Source organism: Treponema denticola, assembly GCF_024181405.1.
Taxonomy (GTDB): domain Bacteria; phylum Spirochaetota; class Spirochaetia; order Treponematales; family Treponemataceae; genus Treponema_B; species Treponema_B denticola_D.
This window is the reverse complement of record NZ_CP051302.1, coordinates 1,542,863-1,558,122: the sequence shown is the minus strand read 5'-3', so window position 1 is coordinate 1,558,122 and position 15,260 is coordinate 1,542,863. Positions and strand designations below refer to the sequence as shown.

The 15,260-nt window shown below is 37.9% G+C and carries 19 protein-coding genes; 13 read left to right on the top strand and 6 right to left on the bottom strand.

The annotated features are described in order from the left end of the window. Positions 1 to 94: 94 nt before the first annotated feature. On the top strand, positions 95 to 802 hold the full coding sequence (locus HGJ18_RS07420) for a hypothetical protein (RefSeq protein WP_253695364.1): 708 nt from the start codon (positions 95 to 97) through the stop codon (positions 800 to 802). A gap of 35 nt (positions 803 to 837) precedes the next feature. Next, the gene (locus tag HGJ18_RS07415) at positions 838 to 1,518 is read left to right on the top strand and encodes a zinc metallopeptidase (protein WP_253695363.1); all 681 of its coding nucleotides are present in this window, start codon (positions 838 to 840) and stop codon (positions 1,516 to 1,518) included. Between the two features lie 2 nt (positions 1,519 to 1,520). Here HGJ18_RS07415 and HGJ18_RS07410 read toward each other — a convergent pair whose 3' ends face one another. From HGJ18_RS07410 to HGJ18_RS07390, 5 genes are all read right to left on the bottom strand, one after another. Beyond that, positions 1,521 to 2,312, bottom strand: a complete 792-nt coding sequence (locus tag HGJ18_RS07410) for a class I SAM-dependent methyltransferase (protein WP_253695362.1) — start codon at positions 2,310 to 2,312, stop codon at positions 1,521 to 1,523. A gap of 44 nt (positions 2,313 to 2,356) precedes the next feature. Continuing rightward, complete coding sequence (locus HGJ18_RS07405) at positions 2,357 to 2,911, bottom strand: GNAT family N-acetyltransferase (protein WP_253695361.1); 555 nt, start codon at positions 2,909 to 2,911, stop codon at positions 2,357 to 2,359. Positions 2,912 to 3,214: 303 nt separating this feature from the next. Then, positions 3,215 to 3,820, bottom strand: a complete 606-nt coding sequence (locus tag HGJ18_RS07400; protein WP_010689908.1) for an MptD family putative ECF transporter S component — start codon at positions 3,818 to 3,820, stop codon at positions 3,215 to 3,217. Positions 3,821 to 3,835: 15 nt separating this feature from the next. Beyond that, positions 3,836 to 5,344: an ABC transporter ATP-binding protein gene (locus HGJ18_RS07395; RefSeq protein ID WP_253695360.1), complete on the bottom strand. Its 1,509-nt coding sequence runs from the start codon at positions 5,342 to 5,344 to the stop codon at positions 3,836 to 3,838. Between the two features lie 11 nt (positions 5,345 to 5,355). Next, a complete protein-coding gene (locus tag HGJ18_RS07390; RefSeq protein ID WP_366792897.1) occupies positions 5,356 to 6,204 on the bottom strand; it encodes an energy-coupling factor transporter transmembrane component T in 849 nt (282 codons plus the stop codon). A gap of 77 nt (positions 6,205 to 6,281) precedes the next feature. Between HGJ18_RS07390 and infC the strand changes: the two genes are divergently transcribed. The 10 genes from infC (at position 6,282) to HGJ18_RS07340 (ending at position 13,022) form a co-directional block, all read left to right on the top strand. Continuing rightward, positions 6,282 to 6,866, top strand: coding sequence for a translation initiation factor IF-3 (infC, locus tag HGJ18_RS07385; protein WP_002668127.1), 585 nt, complete (start codon positions 6,282 to 6,284; stop codon positions 6,864 to 6,866). Positions 6,867 to 6,892: 26 nt separating this feature from the next. After that, positions 6,893 to 7,093, top strand: a complete 201-nt coding sequence (gene rpmI, locus HGJ18_RS07380) for a 50S ribosomal protein L35 (RefSeq protein WP_002668131.1) — start codon at positions 6,893 to 6,895, stop codon at positions 7,091 to 7,093. Between the two features lie 30 nt (positions 7,094 to 7,123). Beyond that, on the top strand, positions 7,124 to 7,483 hold the full coding sequence (rplT, locus tag HGJ18_RS07375) for a 50S ribosomal protein L20 (protein ID WP_002668132.1): 360 nt from the start codon (positions 7,124 to 7,126) through the stop codon (positions 7,481 to 7,483). A gap of 1 nt (position 7,484) precedes the next feature. After that, entirely contained in the window at positions 7,485 to 7,949 is a 465-nt protein-coding gene (locus HGJ18_RS07370; protein ID WP_253695358.1) for a hypothetical protein, read from the top strand. 5 nt (positions 7,950 to 7,954) lie between these two features. Next, positions 7,955 to 8,254, top strand: coding sequence for a cell division protein ZapA (gene zapA, locus HGJ18_RS07365; protein ID WP_002668137.1), 300 nt, complete (start codon positions 7,955 to 7,957; stop codon positions 8,252 to 8,254). Continuing rightward, entirely contained in the window at positions 8,251 to 8,718 is a 468-nt protein-coding gene (locus tag HGJ18_RS07360) for a YaiI/YqxD family protein (protein WP_002668141.1), read from the top strand. The genes zapA and HGJ18_RS07360 overlap by 4 nt, the downstream gene beginning before the upstream one ends. Positions 8,719 to 8,760: 42 nt before the next feature. After that, the gene (locus tag HGJ18_RS07355) at positions 8,761 to 9,804 is read left to right on the top strand and encodes a tetratricopeptide repeat protein (protein ID WP_253695357.1); all 1,044 of its coding nucleotides are present in this window, start codon (positions 8,761 to 8,763) and stop codon (positions 9,802 to 9,804) included. Beyond that, complete coding sequence (locus tag HGJ18_RS07350) at positions 9,804 to 11,093, top strand: transglycosylase SLT domain-containing protein (RefSeq protein WP_002688578.1); 1,290 nt, start codon at positions 9,804 to 9,806, stop codon at positions 11,091 to 11,093. Before HGJ18_RS07355 ends, HGJ18_RS07350 begins: the two co-directional genes overlap by 1 nt. An 18-nt stretch (positions 11,094 to 11,111) precedes the next feature. Continuing rightward, positions 11,112 to 12,461, top strand: coding sequence for an OmpA family protein (locus tag HGJ18_RS07345; RefSeq protein ID WP_253695356.1), 1,350 nt, complete (start codon positions 11,112 to 11,114; stop codon positions 12,459 to 12,461). Positions 12,462 to 12,560: 99 nt separating this feature from the next. Beyond that, a complete protein-coding gene (locus HGJ18_RS07340) occupies positions 12,561 to 13,022 on the top strand; it encodes an outer membrane protein assembly factor BamD (protein ID WP_253695355.1) in 462 nt (153 codons plus the stop codon). 11 nt (positions 13,023 to 13,033) lie between these two features. Here HGJ18_RS07340 and HGJ18_RS07335 read toward each other — a convergent pair whose 3' ends face one another. Then, positions 13,034 to 13,948 (bottom strand): alpha/beta hydrolase, encoded by a 915-nt coding sequence (locus HGJ18_RS07335; RefSeq protein WP_253695354.1) that lies wholly within the window; start codon positions 13,946 to 13,948, stop codon positions 13,034 to 13,036. Positions 13,949 to 14,118: 170 nt separating this feature from the next. Between HGJ18_RS07335 and HGJ18_RS07330 the strand changes: the two genes are divergently transcribed. Further along, positions 14,119 to 15,216 (top strand): formylglycine-generating enzyme family protein, encoded by a 1,098-nt coding sequence (locus tag HGJ18_RS07330; RefSeq protein WP_253695353.1) that lies wholly within the window; start codon positions 14,119 to 14,121, stop codon positions 15,214 to 15,216. Positions 15,217 to 15,260: the final 44 nt, after the last annotated feature.

Here is a 15,260-nt window from a genome sequence, read left to right as displayed (position 1 = left end):
TGTAAATGAAGCAAACCCTATTTTTCTTTTGAAACTTTTTGACTTTATTGTACTTTATATCTATATATGGTATAAATAAATAGGAGAAGTGAAAATGAAATATATTAAAACCATTATGCTTGTGTTGATTGTAGGTCTTGCTTTGACGGCATGTGCTCCAAAAGCCGATGTCTTTGTTCAGGCATCGGGAGATGTTGTCGTAACCTTGGATATTCAAACAGGGAAAACAATAGATGCCCTTCTCGAAAATGCGGCTCAGTTTACCGAAGAAGAAAAGGTTAAAAGCCCTTCTATCTTTAATACTGAGGAAATAAAACAGCAGCTCGAATCTAAGGGAATCAAAGTTTTAAACATGACTACCAATTCGATAGCGGGTATAAATGCAAAAATAAAAATCATGAATAAGGACATGGATAGTGAAAGCTCTTTTGTAAAAACCGATATGAAGACAGGTCTTTTGTCCTTGAGTATAGGCCCCGACAATATAAAAGAATTTGTAAATTTGCTTTCCGAGGACGACAGGGAATATATAGAACTGTTAATGGCCCCGGCCATAACGGGTGAGCCTATAGGAACTGCGGAATATGAAGAGCTTATTAAGGCTGCCTATGGAGACAAGCTGGCCTCCGATCTAAAAAAATCGAAGTTTCATGTTTCTATTACCTGTCCTAAAAAAATTAAAAGCATCAAGATTACGCCATTCGGTTATTCTTCTAAAGACGGAAATAAGGGAACCGTGGATATTCCCCTATCCGAGTTACTTTGTGTAAGAGACCCCATCTTCGTTGAGGTCAAATTCTAAGTCAAGGTTAAATTCTAAATTTTTTGGAGGTGTTTATGTATTTCGATTATTATTATTTGGTTTTGGTTGTTCCGACCTTGCTCTTATCCTTGTATGCACAATTTAAGGTAAAGTCTGCCTTTTCAAAATATTCCCAAGTGCAGACCATGAGGAAGATATCGGGTAAGGAAGCTGCCGCTCTTCTGCTTAGATCAAATTCCATTTCTGATGTAAGCATCCAAAGAATCGGGGGGAGTTTAAGCGACCACTATGATCCCTCTCACAAGGTTTTACGCTTGTCTGATCCGGTATACGATAAGACCTCGATAGCAGCTGTAGGAGTCGCTGCCCACGAAACCGGACATGCCATTCAGGATAAGGAAAAATACGGCCCCTTGGTCTTACGCAGCACCTTGGTGCCGGTTGCAAACATAGGTTCAACGGCCGGCCCCTATTTAGCTCTTGCAGGTATTATCTTTAGAATGAATTTGCTTCTTAACATAGGCATTATCCTTTTTGCTTGTGCAGTCTTATTCTATCTTATAACCCTTCCTGTTGAAATCGACGCTTCAAGGCGTGCTCTAAAAGTCTTGGAACACAATGCCGTTTTAAACCAAGAAGAACTTAAGGGTGCAAAAAAAGTTTTATCGGCTGCAGCCTTAACTTATGTGGCCTCAGCCCTCACAGCTATGGCAAACTTATTGCGCTTAATTTTAATTTCGCGGGATAGAAGATGAGCTTAATTCTTTTGAATAAGAGAAAAATAAATAGGCCCGGTTCCATCCGCCTTATCGGGAAGAAAGCGGAATCCGTATCTTGTTTTTTCGGGGGAAATGGGGCCTAGGCTATCGAGCTTGTCTTCAAGCCTTACTTTTTCTTTATACTTTTTTATAAGCTTTTCGATTAAAAAATCGTTTTCTTCATCGGCGAGGGCACAGGTCGAATAAACTAAAAAACCCTTAGGCTTAAGAAGCAAAAAGGCCGCCGATAAAAGAGCCCACTGTCTTTGGCTTAAATTTTTTATGCGGGCTTCAGTCCACTGTTTCAGGTATTTTTCGTTTTGGAGCACATGCCTCTCGGAAGAGCAGGGGGCATCCAGTAAAATTCTATCATAAAGTTCTTGGCCGTAGCGGGGCATTCGGGAAGCATCATAGGAAGAAACCTTTATCCGTTTTCGAGTTTCTTCGCTTAAATGTTCATCAAGAACCCTTATAAGCCTGTTCCGTCTATCGGCAGAAAGTTCGTTTGCCTGTATTTCGGCATTCTCTTTAATCCTGCTTAAAAGGACTAAGGTTTTCCCTCCGGGGGCGGCACACATGTCTAGGCAGCTTCCTTCTTCAAGGACAGGCGTGGCTCTTGCCGCCTGAATGCTTGCATAATCCAAATAGTAGTTTTGTATGAGGTTTTCGCTGTAAGCTTCCGGCTTCTTTTCTTCTAAAAGGGCGGCTTTTAAGCCCTGCCATCTTTCCCCAAAAATCGAAAGATAATAGCTTTCAAAGCCTTCAGCTCCGCTTAATTTTTGCTTTTTCATAGCCTCTTATTCTAAGAAGTTTTTCCGATAAATCAATCTATAGATCAAACTATTTCAAACTCAGGATGCTTTGCGTAAAAGTCCTCAGGGATAATATCCATTAAGATTATGTCGTGCATTTTACGATTACGGATTAGAGCTCCTCTTCTTGCTCCTATTTTTTTAAAGCCAACCTTTTCGTAAGCCTTAACAGCTCTTTCATTATAAGAATATACATTTAAGGTTATATTGTGTAGGTTTAGTTTTTGATAGGCATAGTTTATGAGAAGGCGCATAGCCTCGGTACCGTATCCCTTTGACCAGTAGGCCTTGTTACCTATAAAGATACCGAGCTCAGCCGTTCTATTTATATGATTGATACTCATAAGCCCCATATTTCCTATAAGCTCATCTGTCTCGGAATCTACTATTGCGTAATTATGCTCTTTTGAAATCCTATCGATTATAATGCGCTCGGCTTCAAGGCTTATAATCGAAGAAGCAAAGTTAAGATATTCAGACACTTCCTGATCGTTTGCCCAGACAGCATATTTTTCCGCATCTTCAATCCTCATTGGGGCAAGATAACATTTTTTTCCGATAAGTTTTTTGATGTACATAACTTTCCTCGTGTTTTTTTATTGAGAAAAATTATATTTAAAAAAACGGGAATCGTCAAGAGCTTGTTTGATGCTTATTATTATGTTTACCGGTCTTATGAGTACTACAAGGAAAACGCACTATTAAAGATTGGCTGATTGATAAATAAACCGCAGAGAGAGTTGAGCTTCCGCACAACTTGGTAAATAGTGCAAAGAAATTTGAGGATGCCGTAGTATTATTATCTTTAAATTTCTCTTGTGCTCTTTGCGTCCGCCGCGGTTTATTTAATTGACATTTGAATTTGGTGTTTGACCTTTGCCTTATTTTATTCCGGAATTTTTAAAATGTTTTCCTAATATTTTGGAGCCTATAAGAACTCCTGCAAAGCCCAAGACAAATGTCACAATCAGGATAATGACTCCGAGGTATCCTGCGCTTGCTGCAATGCTTTGTTCCACCTGAGCTTCATTCATCTGCATTCTTTCAAAGCAGAATTTTTTATAATGCTCTACAAAGAAGAGGACCGGAATAACGCCTCCTGAAGCACTTCCCAAGCATATAAAGCCGCTTGCAATGGCTATCGTATACTTGTTCTTATACTTTGAGGTATTGGCTGCTATGTCGCCCAGCAAGGCTCCGATAAACATACCTATCAGCCATGGAAGATATCCCATTCCCAAAATCAAAACAATCATAATGAGTAAAAGCTGGCTGATCGTAAAGACACCGAATTTGGGAACCTTGATAGCCAAAAACAAATAAATTGTTCCGACGACAAGCCCGGTGATAGCAGGCGAAAAGGCATGTAAAAAGGGATTTATTGCCGCAGTAACAAAACCTATGACCATAAAGACCGCAATATAAACTACGGTCATTATTCCGATAAAAACAAAATCCTTTGTTTTAAATTTGTTTGACTTTTCCATAAAGTCCTCCATAATTTATAAATATGTGGAAAAAATACTTTCCAGTTTTTTATCGTTTTTTTCAAGCCTTGAATCTAAGGCTATTTTTTTATTCTTTAGAAGAATTAACCTGTTGCATATCTTCGAGATAAATTCAAAATCATGAGTTATTATAAGCACTGCCGAAGTCTCGGCTATCTCTTCGATAAGTTCTCCCACCCTGACCATGTTTCCGTAATCCAAGCCGCTTGTCGGTTCATCAAGAATTGTAAGCGGGCAGCCTCTAACATAGGTCGCAGCAATTATAAGCCTCTGTTTTTGTCCCATCGAAAGAGAAAAGGGATGCTCATCTTTATAATCGTAAAGGTTGAGCTTCTTTAAAGCTTTTTCTATTTTTTCGTTTACGTTTTCAAGCTGTTTGTTTCCTATCAAAAGCTCTGAAAAAACATCGGCACCGAAAAGCTGATATTCAACATCTTGAAGAACAAAATTTGTGCGGCTCACTCTTTCCTTTTCGTTTAAAATTTTTTCTTCGAATTTAATGCTTCCGGCAGATTGGCGGTAAATACCCGATATGATTTTTGCGAGAGTTGTTTTTCCCGCTCCGTTTTTTCCGGTAAGGGCGGCAATGTCGTTTTTGTAAAGGTCTAAGTTAACCGAGTTTAAAATTTCGGTTCCGTCTTTAAACGAAAACGAAATATCCGAAAGGCTGCATATTTTTTCGGCTTCCGTATCGGAGTTAAATTTATTAGGTTCATGGCCGATGGGTTCCGCTTCATTTTCATTTGTAAAAAGATGTAAACTTCTTAAGCCTTTAGAATTTAACTCCGTATTTGTAAGGGCTAAAAATTCATCTCGGCTATATTCGCTTTGTATACTTCCTTCATTTATATAGATAACTCTGTCAAAAAGATCCTTTAGATAATGAAGGCGGTGCTCCGCTATGATTATGGTAAAGCCTCTTTGTTTTAAAATTTTTAAAATATCGGACAGGATAAGGATAGAGTTAAAATCCAGATTGGACGAGGGTTCATCAAGGACTATAATCTTAGGCCTTAAGGTTAAAATCGAGGCAATAGCTATTTTTTGTTTTTGCCCGTTCGAGAGACTCTCAAGTTTTTCGGTTAAAAGATTTTCGATATGTAAAATGGAACAAACTTCGGCAATCCTTTCTATAATTTCATCGCGGGAAATTCCGTAGTTTTCGCAAGGAAAACTGAGCTCCGAAATTACGTCATCTGTAAAAAACTGACTCTTAGGAGACTGAAAAACCGAGCCTATATCTTTTGAAATTTCATCTATGCTGAAATTCGAAATATCTTTTTCATTGATAAAAACGGAACCTGAAAATTCTCCTTCGTAAAACCGAGGAATAAGGCCGTTGATGCATTTTGTCAGCGTAGATTTTCCGCAGCCGCTTATGCCCGTAACAAGTAAGAATTCTCCTTTTTTGATATTAAGAGAAGTCTTTTTTAAATTTGCTCTTCCGTCTTTTGAGGATTCATATATAAAAGAAACATCTTTTAATTCTACTGCCGTATTCATTTTATCGTCCTTTAAAAGAGCCTCATAAATACGGAATCGAAGTCGAATATGATTGCGGCACCGACAACAAAAATGGATGATAGGGCAAAGACATAATCGATTATTCCGAATTTGATTTTAAAAAGCTCTGCTGAAGTTTTTGGGGATTCGGCTCCTTTTACGAGGGCTGCAGCAGTCATGTCGTCTGCAAGCGAGGTTGCTCTAAAAAGAACCGGAACGAGGGCGTACTCCAGACTTTGGATCGGATGAAAAAAGATATTTTTTGTTCCTATTTCGATTCCTCTCATTTTCATGCTGTTTGTGATTATGGTCATCTCTTTTTTTATGGTAGGCAAAAAACGTACAGCAACCGTAAAGCCGAGCATTATTCCCTTTGGGAGCTTCATTTTGTTTAGAGAGCTTACGAGGCTTTTTGTATCCACCTTGTTAAAAATTACCATTGCCGCCATAAGGAAGGGTAAAAATTTTTGCACACCCATGGCAATAAGAGAAACGGAGTTAATCAAAAACTGTATGGGAAAGCCGGACAGGGCTTTTATCGCAAAAGGAAGAGCGAGCGCTAAAAAGAATATGAAGATATATTTTACTGCCTTTTTGTACATCTTAAAAAGGCATACAATGCCCAAAGACACCAAAAAAATAAAAATATTTGCAGAAATAGACGAAGAAATCGTAGTTATGAGTGAAAGCATAATGTTCAAAAACACTATTGTTCTCGGATCCAAGATAGTCCGTTTTTTTGAAGTGTAGACTCTTATTTGCTCTGCCAGAGCTGTAAACTCGTTTGATTTTTCGGTATAAAAGATTCCGCTTTTTATTTCCGAATTTAAGCATATCATATTGTTAGACATGGGCGACATATTAACCGAAAATTACAACTTTGTCAATATAGTTTTTCGTCGTCCTAGCCTTGACTATTTTTTTTATTTTCGATATAATGAACCCTAAATTTTATTATATCGCACCGATAGGAAAGGGTGCAGAAGGAGAATCGTTGGCTGAAGTAAAAGGTTTGCGGATAAATGATCAAATCCGCGTGAGAGAGGTTAGGTTAATCGGGGTTAATGGAGAACAAGCGGGTATTGTTCCCACTATTGAGGCTGTAAAAATGGCCGCAGAAGCCGGACTTGACCTTGTTGAAGTTGCACCTACCGCGAAGCCTCCGGTTTGCAAAATAATAGATTACGGTAAATATCGATTTCAAATGGAGAAAAAGCTCCGTGACTCCAAGAAAAATCAAAAGCAGCAGATGATGAGAGAAATCAGAATGCAGCCTAAGATACACGACCATGATCTTGAGTTTAAATCCTCGCATATTAAAAAATTTCTTGACGGCGGCGATAAAGTAAAGGTAACCGTGCGTTTTTGGGGACGCGAACTTGCTCATACTGAGCTCGGTTATGAAGTTTTAAACAAGGTTTTGGAAAAACTGGGGGGTGAAGAAGCCTGTACCCTCGAGAAAAAACCTGCTATGGAAGGACGGACAATGTCTATGACATTGAGTCCAAAACAAAAAAAATAAGCTTATAATAAATTTTGGAGGTACTTATGCCTAAGATGAAGAGTAAAAGAGCTGCTAAAAAAAGATTTTCTCTTACTGCAAGCGGTAAGGTAAAATACAAGCAGATGAACAAGGGTCATATTATGACTAAAAAATCTCAAAAACGGGTACGCCGTCTTAAGAAATCGGCCATTCTTTCAGAGGCTGACAGCATGAAGATGCGCAAGCAGCTATTACCCTACGGTTAATTTATTTGAAATAGAAGTCAGGAGTTTATAATGTCAAGATCAACAAGTAGTGATAGAAGAATTACAAGAAGAAAAGCTATATTAAAGCAAGCCAAGGGCTTTAGAGGCCGCCGCGGTACCAATTTTAAGGCTGCCCGCGATGCAGTTCGAAAGGCCTTGCTTCACAGCTATGTAGGACGAAAAGATAAAAAAAGCGATATGAGGCAGATATGGATTACCCGTATCAATGCAGCCGTTAGAGCTGAGGGTATTACCTATTCTCGCTTTATTGCCGGAATGAACAAGGCCGGAATCCAATTAAACAGAAAGGCCCTTTCAAACATGGCTATCGAAGATCCTACCGCTTTTAAGGCTGTTGTGGAAGCTTCAAAAAAGGCCTTAGGAGTCTGATATGCTCAATCTCGATCAGGTAAGGCTCCTTGAAAACAAGGTAGAAAGAGCTGTACAGATGATAAAAAGCCTTCATACCGAAAAAGATGCTCTAAAAAAGGAAATTGAAGCTAGAGATAGACGAATTTCCGAATTGGAGAAGCTTATAATAGTTTTTAAGGATGACCAATCTAAGATCGAGGAAGGAATAATCAACGCACTTAACCAATTAAGTGCGTTTGAAGATGCCTCTTATACAAAAAAACATGAAACGAGGCCTTCGGCCTCTGAATTTGAAACCGCAGCCCCTGTTTCAGCCGGATCTAAACCGGAGCCTTTTTCTACGCCTTCTCCTAAAACCTCTTCACAACAAGCTCCCGCTGCAGATCCTGTTTCGGAAGAACCCGTTTCCGGTAATCTTCAAAAAGACCTTGATGATGTACTGGGACAATCCTCCGATGCAAGTAAACAGATGGATATATTTTAGGTAAAATGAGCAAAGGACAATTAAATATCGACGTATTGGGAACTTCCTTTGCCATTCAAGCCAATGAAACCGATGAATACCTAAGCCGAATTTACAATCACTATCTAAATGTTTTAGACCAAGTGAAGCAAACTTCTAAGGTTTCCGACCCTTTAAAACTTGCCATTCTTACAGGTATTTTGGTTACCGATGAGCTGTACAAGGAAGAATTTTCAGGGCAAAATTCACAAGAGCTTATCCAAAAGGCCTGTGACATGGAAAAATCCGCTATGAGGATGATCGAAAAAATCAATGAGGTAATATGAAAATCTGGGTAGATGCCGATTCATGCCCTGTAAGAATAAGACAAATTACGGCTAAGGCCGGAGAACGTCTAAAGCTGCCCGTAATCTTTGCGGCAAACAGGGAAATACCCATACCTAAGGGTGCAAGCATGGTTGTTACCGAAAACACCGAGCAGGCTGCCGACCTCTACATAACCGAAAACTCGGTTGAGGGCGATTTGGCTATAACGAGGGATATTCCCTTGGCGAAGCTTTTGGTAGATAAGGGGCTTTATGTGATAAATGACAGGGGGACGATTTTTACCCGCGACAACATAAATACCTATCTATCTGCACGGAATTTTATGTATGAGCTGCAGGCCAACGGCCTTGCTCCCGAAAAAACAAACTCTTTCGGAAAAAAAGAGATTCAAAAATTTTCAAATCTTTTGGACAGCCTTTTAGCTAAGGCCTTAAAACAAAGACCTCTTGATACAAGGTTTTAAGTCCTTATTGTACTTTTAGGGAGAAAATGATATTATAAGCAAATGAAAAATAAATTTATTTTGATGTTTATGCTTTGTCTTATTTTTATAAGCTGTAAACAAGATCCTGATCTTTACTTATATGATGACATGGATAACTTAAAAGACGAGCAAAAAACTCTTATTGAAGTATTAAAAAAGACGGAAAGCAAGGAAATGAGCTTTGCCGTTAAGGATAGAATAGCAAAAAATCTCAAGGTTAAAAAGAAAAATAAACTTTTGATTGTCTTTTTAAGTTCTCTTGTAGAAAACGATCCTGATGACACTTATAAAGGTTATTGGCTTTTAATGCTGGCAAACGAATATATGGAACAAAAAATGAATGAACCGGCTGCCTATTTTTTTGAAAGAGTTATAAAACTTGATAAGGATATGGAAATTTCGGGAAAGTCGATTCAATATTTAAGTTTAAAAAATTTGATAAATATAACGAATGATCCTAAACGCCTTGTAGAGTACTATTCTCTTTTGCTTTCCAACTTTTATGACAGCATTGATCCTGCTTATTCCTATTTTATGCTTGCACAAAATTACGAAAAGCTCGGAGAATGGAATTTGGCCATTCAAAGCTATTCAAAATTTATAGGCCTCGGCCGTTTTGATTTGATTATCCCGGGCATCCCGGATAATTACGGCTATGCCCGAAAAATCGTAGACTACAGCTCTTCAACAAAGAGCTGGACAATGGAAAGTCTTGATGAGCTTTTGTCCGTTATTAAGTCGGCAATTCAGAGGAAGGACTATGATACCTTGGAGCGTTACCGTTCAAAGGTAAACTTTTTTTCTATGGCGTGGAAACAGGAACTTTCAGACATTTACGGTTCTCAAGATTTTTCTTTAAGAAATTTTATGTACGGAACTTATATAAAAATAGAGCCTGAAATTGATCCTTCTTCTACACCCCACGAGGCCTATCTTAAAACTTCGGGCTGGAATCAATATTCAAGAATATGGTACCTGTACTTTAGAAAAGTAAACTTCCCGGCAGATCCTGAAATTCACGGAAGATGGGAATGGGCAGGTATTTACTACGGAGAAAAAATTTAGTGAAGACTCGGATTTTTTTTATAGTCTTTGTTTTTTTAGGTTTTGATTTAATTCACGCAGCCTCTTTAAATTTTACAAAGGACGAATCCGTAAAACTTAGGCAGCTTAATAAATCGAATCTCTCTTATAACCGCCAAAAATCGCTTCACGGTACGGTTATTGTGTCTTCAAAATATCCTCTAATTGAAAAGTTTAGAAATCAGTATCTGAATGAAAACGGTTTAAGGTATTTGGAAGCGATTATGAAAAGGTCGAGCCCTTACCGCAATTTTATTATTGAAGAATTGCGCAGAGAAAATCTCCCTCCCGAACTATTATTTTTACCGGTTATAGAGTCGGGGTTTTCGCCTAAGGCTGTGTCAAAATCGGGGGCCGTAGGTATTTGGCAATTTATGCGGAACAGTATAGGCGGCTATGATATTCATATCGATGAATGGATTGATGAAAGGCGGGATCCATGGAAGACCAGCACTGCAGCCGTAAAAAAACTTAGATGGAATTATAATTATTATAATGACTGGTATTTAGCTCTTGCGGCTTATAATTGCGGGGTAGGGGCTTTGGATAAGGCTATAAAGAAGGCTGGAAGCCGAAACTATTGGTATCTGGCCGAAAAAAAATTCTTAAAGACGGAAACCTCTCTCTATGTTGCTAAATTTTTAGCTATTGCGGAAATTCTTATGAATAGCGAAAAATACGGTATTGATTGGGGAGATGCTCTTGATTATGAAGCCACAGAGATTATTCCGATAAAACGCTCTATTGATGTTATTTTGCTTGCCGAAAAAGTTAAGGCTGATACGGACCTTTTTTCGGCTCTTAATCCTTCTTTGAAATTTAATATTACTCCGCCCAATCTAAAATATAATTTGCGCATTCCCTTGGAATATAAAGAGGCTGTTCAAGATTTGCTTGAAAAAAACACCCTTCTTATAAAATATTACAGTTATAAGATAAGATCCGGCGATACTCTTTATGCCTTGTCAAAACACTATGGCGTAAGCATCAAGTCGATTATGAACTATAATCCCGGCATTAATGCTTCTGCTCTTAAGATAGGGCAGGTACTTAAAATACCGGCTTTAAAAACCGTAAATTCGTATAGGCGTAAAAATGACGATCAAAATCTAGAATTTAAGGATACATATGTAATTAAAAAGGGTGACACCTTGTGGTCCATAGCCTTAAAATATGATGTCCAAGTTGAAACCCTCGCCGAAAAAAACGGCATAGAGGTAAATTCGGTGCTTTCCTTAGGTCAAAAACTAAAGGTGCCGATAATAAACTGATAAGCGGAGATAAAGCAAATGAATAAATTTTTAAATAAAAACACGGTTTTAAAAAATGCCAAAGGCTTAAGCAGCTTTTTTTTGTTTTTTTTTCTTTTTAGTTTTGCCTTAAATGCCTATGAGCCTGTCCTTCAATCCTCTTCCGTTCAAAATTGGGAAAAGGGCACAATCGAATCCTTAATAAAACTTGATATGAATAAAAGCGGTTTTTATCTTCCAAGTGATAGGGATGCGGCTTTTAACACAATAGAAAAATACATGCCTTCCCTTTTAAAGGATATTTATCTTTCCGTTATAGTTGACTCTTCCCACCGCTTGGGAAACTATCTTGCTGAAGAAAAAGTAAACTTAAACACCATAAATAAGATAATTGAAAAAGGGAATTATAAAAATCCTCATTTTTCAAATGATATGTCCAATGCCTTGATAAAAACAAGTACTGAACTGCATGAAATTGCAAAGCTGTTTATCAAGCACAATACGCCCTATGTTCCATCGATTCCTCCAAGCACGACTGTCAGCAAGGTGTATACGGGGATTTTAATAGATGCCAGAGGTTTGCTGCCTGTGCACGGAGAATATACAAAGGAAAAACTTCAGCCCTGTATTTTTCCGAAAGTTTGGAACACCGATATGTCTACCATATATGAAAAGAACATGGTAGATCCTAAAATAGCAAAAAAACTGGGGATAGTGTTATATTCTTCAAGCCTTAATGAAGCGCTGTATAGGGAATATGTAGGTACCGAGCCCTTGCGTATAATAGCGAGAGGCGTTTTCGGCCAAAACAGAACCGATCCGATTATTTCGATGGAGGATAGCAGCCGTATTTTGTCAAAGCCTGAAAATTTAAAACTTTTACAGGAAGGGCGGGTAGTCATAATCTGCGATGAAGATATGCTCCATGTTACCGAGCCCTTTACTCCGCCCGATGAAAACTATTACTTTGCATATCATGATATTGAACTCTTGCTTGAAAAGCATAAAGAAAAAGGAATTGAACTATCCAATCCCAAAAACATAGTTAAAATAATAATGTATGATATACGGTTTGTTGCGGATATGCCCGATGTTCTTCCTGAAGAGATGGGTAAAATAGACGTAATTGCCGAAGCTCTTTTGAAGCTTGGACCTTATACAAAATTTTTAATTGAAGGCCACACGGCTGACCTTAATAGGCCTGAGGACGAAAAAATTCTTTCGGTACAAAGGGCGGAAAGAATCGCAGACGAAATTTCAAAACGGGGAATTGACCGCTCAAGGATAATGACAGCCGGCTATGGAAGCACAAGGCCCGCGGCCCCCAGTAATAATGAGACAAATATGGCAAAAAACCGCCGTGTTGAGATTACGGTAATCCGTGAATAAACGCTTGCAGCAAGTTCATTTTAAATGATGATACTTTTTTTAATATTGTTTGTTTAGAATGTATTAAAAATACGGTTTAAATAAAATTTGGAGAATAAAATGACAAAAAAAATTAAGACAAAATCCTATGGCTTTAATTTACTAATTTTAACGGCTGCAATTTCTTTGTTTTTTTCTTGTTCCAGTCTTCCGACTGATGAAACTGTTCCTGCAAATCTTACCCCCATTGAATTAAACCAAAGGGCTCAAGCAGAACTTGATAACGGCTCTTTAAGAAATGCCCTTGAATATTATAAAATAGTAATAAAAAGATACGGAACTGACGCCTCTACCAGAACAGCTGCGGAATATGAGATAGCTCATATCTATATAAGTCAAAAAAAATGGCTTGAAGCCGATGATATGCTTAAAGCCATTATAGATAGATACGAGATGGCCGGAGGGGCGGGGCTTGCACCCAAGTATTTGGTTCTTGCAAGGAAGGACTATAAAAGGACTCAAGAGTACATTCAAAAACATAATTTGCGAAAAACAAAGGCAAAATCTGAAGAACAAGTTTAATCGGGCTTATATTATAGCCTTTTTTCTATCCATTCAAAGATATCGGCCTTAACTTCTTCCTTATTGGTTTCGTTTAAGATTTCATGGCGGGCTCCTTCATAGAGCTTTAAGTTAAGGTCGCTTATACCATTGGCCTTGTAAATATCATATAGCTTTTTTACGCTCTTACCTAGGTTTGAAACAGGATCCCTATCGCCTGAAGTAATGAGGATGGGGAGCTCATTTGGAATCTTTACCATTTCGGTACTCGTGTGTGTTTGTTTTAATCCTTTAATCAGGTCTTGGTAAAAACCTACAGTACACGTAAAGCCGCAAAATTCATCATCAATATATTTTTTAACCTCTTTTTCATCTCTTGAAAGCCAGTCAAAATTTGTTTTGGGGGAATCAACCGTCTTATTATAGGCTCCAAAACTCAGTTTATCCATAAATTTGGATGGCTTTTTTCTCCCTGAAAAGAGTTTATTTAAGCCGGCTGCAATACCTGCGATTTTCAGCATAGGGTTTGGGCCTGCACTTCCTACTAAGATAGCAGCTTTTACGGTTTTTCCGTAGTTTTCTATATAGTTTTGAGTTATAAAAGACCCGAATGAATGGCCGAGTATTATAATCGGAATATCCTGATAAATTTTTTGAATTTCATCATTGATTTCTTTTTGATCTTCTACTACCCGTCTAAAGCCGTCTTTATCTGCAAGATAACCTTTAAGCATTATTTTTCCGCAAGTTTTACCGTGACCTCGATGGTCCGATGCAAACACCGTAAACCCCCTTGTGCAAGCCTCTTCGGCAAAGTCTGCATATCTTAAAGCGTGCTCAGCCATTCCGTGAACTATATGAATTACAGCCTTAGGCTTTTTTTTAGGAAGCCATTGATGAACCGCAACAGCCGATCCGTCGCTCATTGTTTGATAAATTGTCTGCATAAATTCTCCCCCATAAAAATAGTATAATCCATAAAAATAAAATTTTCAATCGAAAAAAAGATACAAAGTTAAGAATTTGAAATTTCTTTTATTTTTAAAATCTATTTTATTGATTTTTTTGCTCTAATATGGTATAAAACATCTTATAAATTTTTATTTATGGGGAATGTATGGGGTGTATAAAGAATATCTTCAAGGCTATTAAAAATCCTAAAACTTATAAAAATGAAAATTTCTTTTATTTTTTATTTTCAGTTATTTTGATAGGCGGAATTTTATTTACGACCAGACGGAAGGTTGTAAATTATCCTTATGATTCAATCGAAAATTTTAAAACAATGATCACCGTCATTGAAAAACCTGTAATTATCGAAGGCGAAGGTTCGGAAGGTTTTTTTACCTCCGGAAGAAAAGTTACTTTAAGCCCTTATAAGATCGGAAAGTATGAAGTTTCCTATTCATTTTGGAATGAGGTCTATGAGTGGATTATCAAAGAAAGCGGGCATGAATATCAGTTCCAATCTTTAGGCCAGCCGGGTATTTATATGGGACATTCGGCAGATCCTGACGAAATGTATGAAATTAAAGAGTTGAAGGAAAAGGCAGAAGAAATGGGAAAGCCTTATAATACGGTAAAGGCAGGCGTCTATCCTGTAACAAAAATGTCGTGGAGCGATGCTATTATTTGGTGTAATGCTTTAAGCGAAAAAGAAGGCTTGGATCCGGTTTATTACTATGACGGTAAGGTTTTACGCAATGCTTTAGATGTTACAAAGAGCGAAAATCCCGATGTTCGTATGAAAAATAACGGCTATCGTTTGCCGACTGAGGCTGAATGGGAATTTGCTGCCAGAGGCGGAGATGTAGAGGCCGCTGATTGGAATTTCGGATTTGCAGGAACCGATGACATTGAAAATGCCGGAGAATATGTTTGGTATAGAGATAATAGCTCTCTATTTAATGTAGGTTCATCAGGCGAAATTATAGATATTCATCCCATAGGGCAAAAAAAGCCCAATAGGTTAGGGCTCTATGATATGTCCGGGAATTGCTGGGAGTGGTGTTTTGATCGGTATAATCAAAGAAAAACCGGTCAGTTTATTGACCCTATCAATAAAGAAGGAGCCAGATATAGAATTATAAAAAGCGGTTCTGTAAAGCATGGTCTTAGTTTTTCCCGTGTAAAATCTTGGGGTTATGCTATTCCGGTAAATCCGGGTTATATTCTGGGTTTTAGATTGGCCCAAACAATTGACAATAATAATTAAATCGGTTGACATAATTTTATTGAATGGATAACATAGTAAATCCG

Coding starts and splice junctions, on each gene's coding strand:
- HGJ18_RS07400 (WP_010689908.1), bottom strand. CDS start 3,820: ATGGAAAAGTCAAACAAATTTAAAACAAAGGATTTTGTTTTTATCGGA.
- HGJ18_RS07370 (WP_253695358.1), top strand. CDS start 7,485: ATGCTCAATCTCGATCAGGTAAGGCTCCTTGAAAACAAGGTAGAAAGA.
- HGJ18_RS07410 (WP_253695362.1), bottom strand. CDS start 2,312: ATGAAAAAGCAAAAATTAAGCGGAGCTGAAGGCTTTGAAAGCTATTAT.
- rplT (WP_002668132.1), top strand. CDS start 7,124: ATGTCAAGATCAACAAGTAGTGATAGAAGAATTACAAGAAGAAAAGCT.
- HGJ18_RS07355 (WP_253695357.1), top strand. CDS start 8,761: ATGAAAAATAAATTTATTTTGATGTTTATGCTTTGTCTTATTTTTATA.
- zapA (WP_002668137.1), top strand. CDS start 7,955: ATGAGCAAAGGACAATTAAATATCGACGTATTGGGAACTTCCTTTGCC.
- HGJ18_RS07405 (WP_253695361.1), bottom strand. CDS start 2,911: ATGTACATCAAAAAACTTATCGGAAAAAAATGTTATCTTGCCCCAATG.
- HGJ18_RS07420 (WP_253695364.1), top strand. CDS start 95: ATGAAATATATTAAAACCATTATGCTTGTGTTGATTGTAGGTCTTGCT.
- HGJ18_RS07390 (WP_366792897.1), bottom strand. CDS start 6,204: ATGTCGCCCATGTCTAACAATATGATATGCTTAAATTCGGAAATAAAA.
- HGJ18_RS07340 (WP_253695355.1), top strand. CDS start 12,561: ATGACAAAAAAAATTAAGACAAAATCCTATGGCTTTAATTTACTAATT.
- HGJ18_RS07360 (WP_002668141.1), top strand. CDS start 8,251: ATGAAAATCTGGGTAGATGCCGATTCATGCCCTGTAAGAATAAGACAA.
- HGJ18_RS07335 (WP_253695354.1), bottom strand. CDS start 13,948: ATGCAGACAATTTATCAAACAATGAGCGACGGATCGGCTGTTGCGGTT.
- HGJ18_RS07330 (WP_253695353.1), top strand. CDS start 14,119: ATGGGGTGTATAAAGAATATCTTCAAGGCTATTAAAAATCCTAAAACT.
- HGJ18_RS07415 (WP_253695363.1), top strand. CDS start 838: ATGTATTTCGATTATTATTATTTGGTTTTGGTTGTTCCGACCTTGCTC.
- HGJ18_RS07395 (WP_253695360.1), bottom strand. CDS start 5,344: ATGAATACGGCAGTAGAATTAAAAGATGTTTCTTTTATATATGAATCC.
- infC (WP_002668127.1), top strand. CDS start 6,282: ATGAACCCTAAATTTTATTATATCGCACCGATAGGAAAGGGTGCAGAA.
- HGJ18_RS07345 (WP_253695356.1), top strand. CDS start 11,112: ATGAATAAATTTTTAAATAAAAACACGGTTTTAAAAAATGCCAAAGGC.
- rpmI (WP_002668131.1), top strand. CDS start 6,893: ATGCCTAAGATGAAGAGTAAAAGAGCTGCTAAAAAAAGATTTTCTCTT.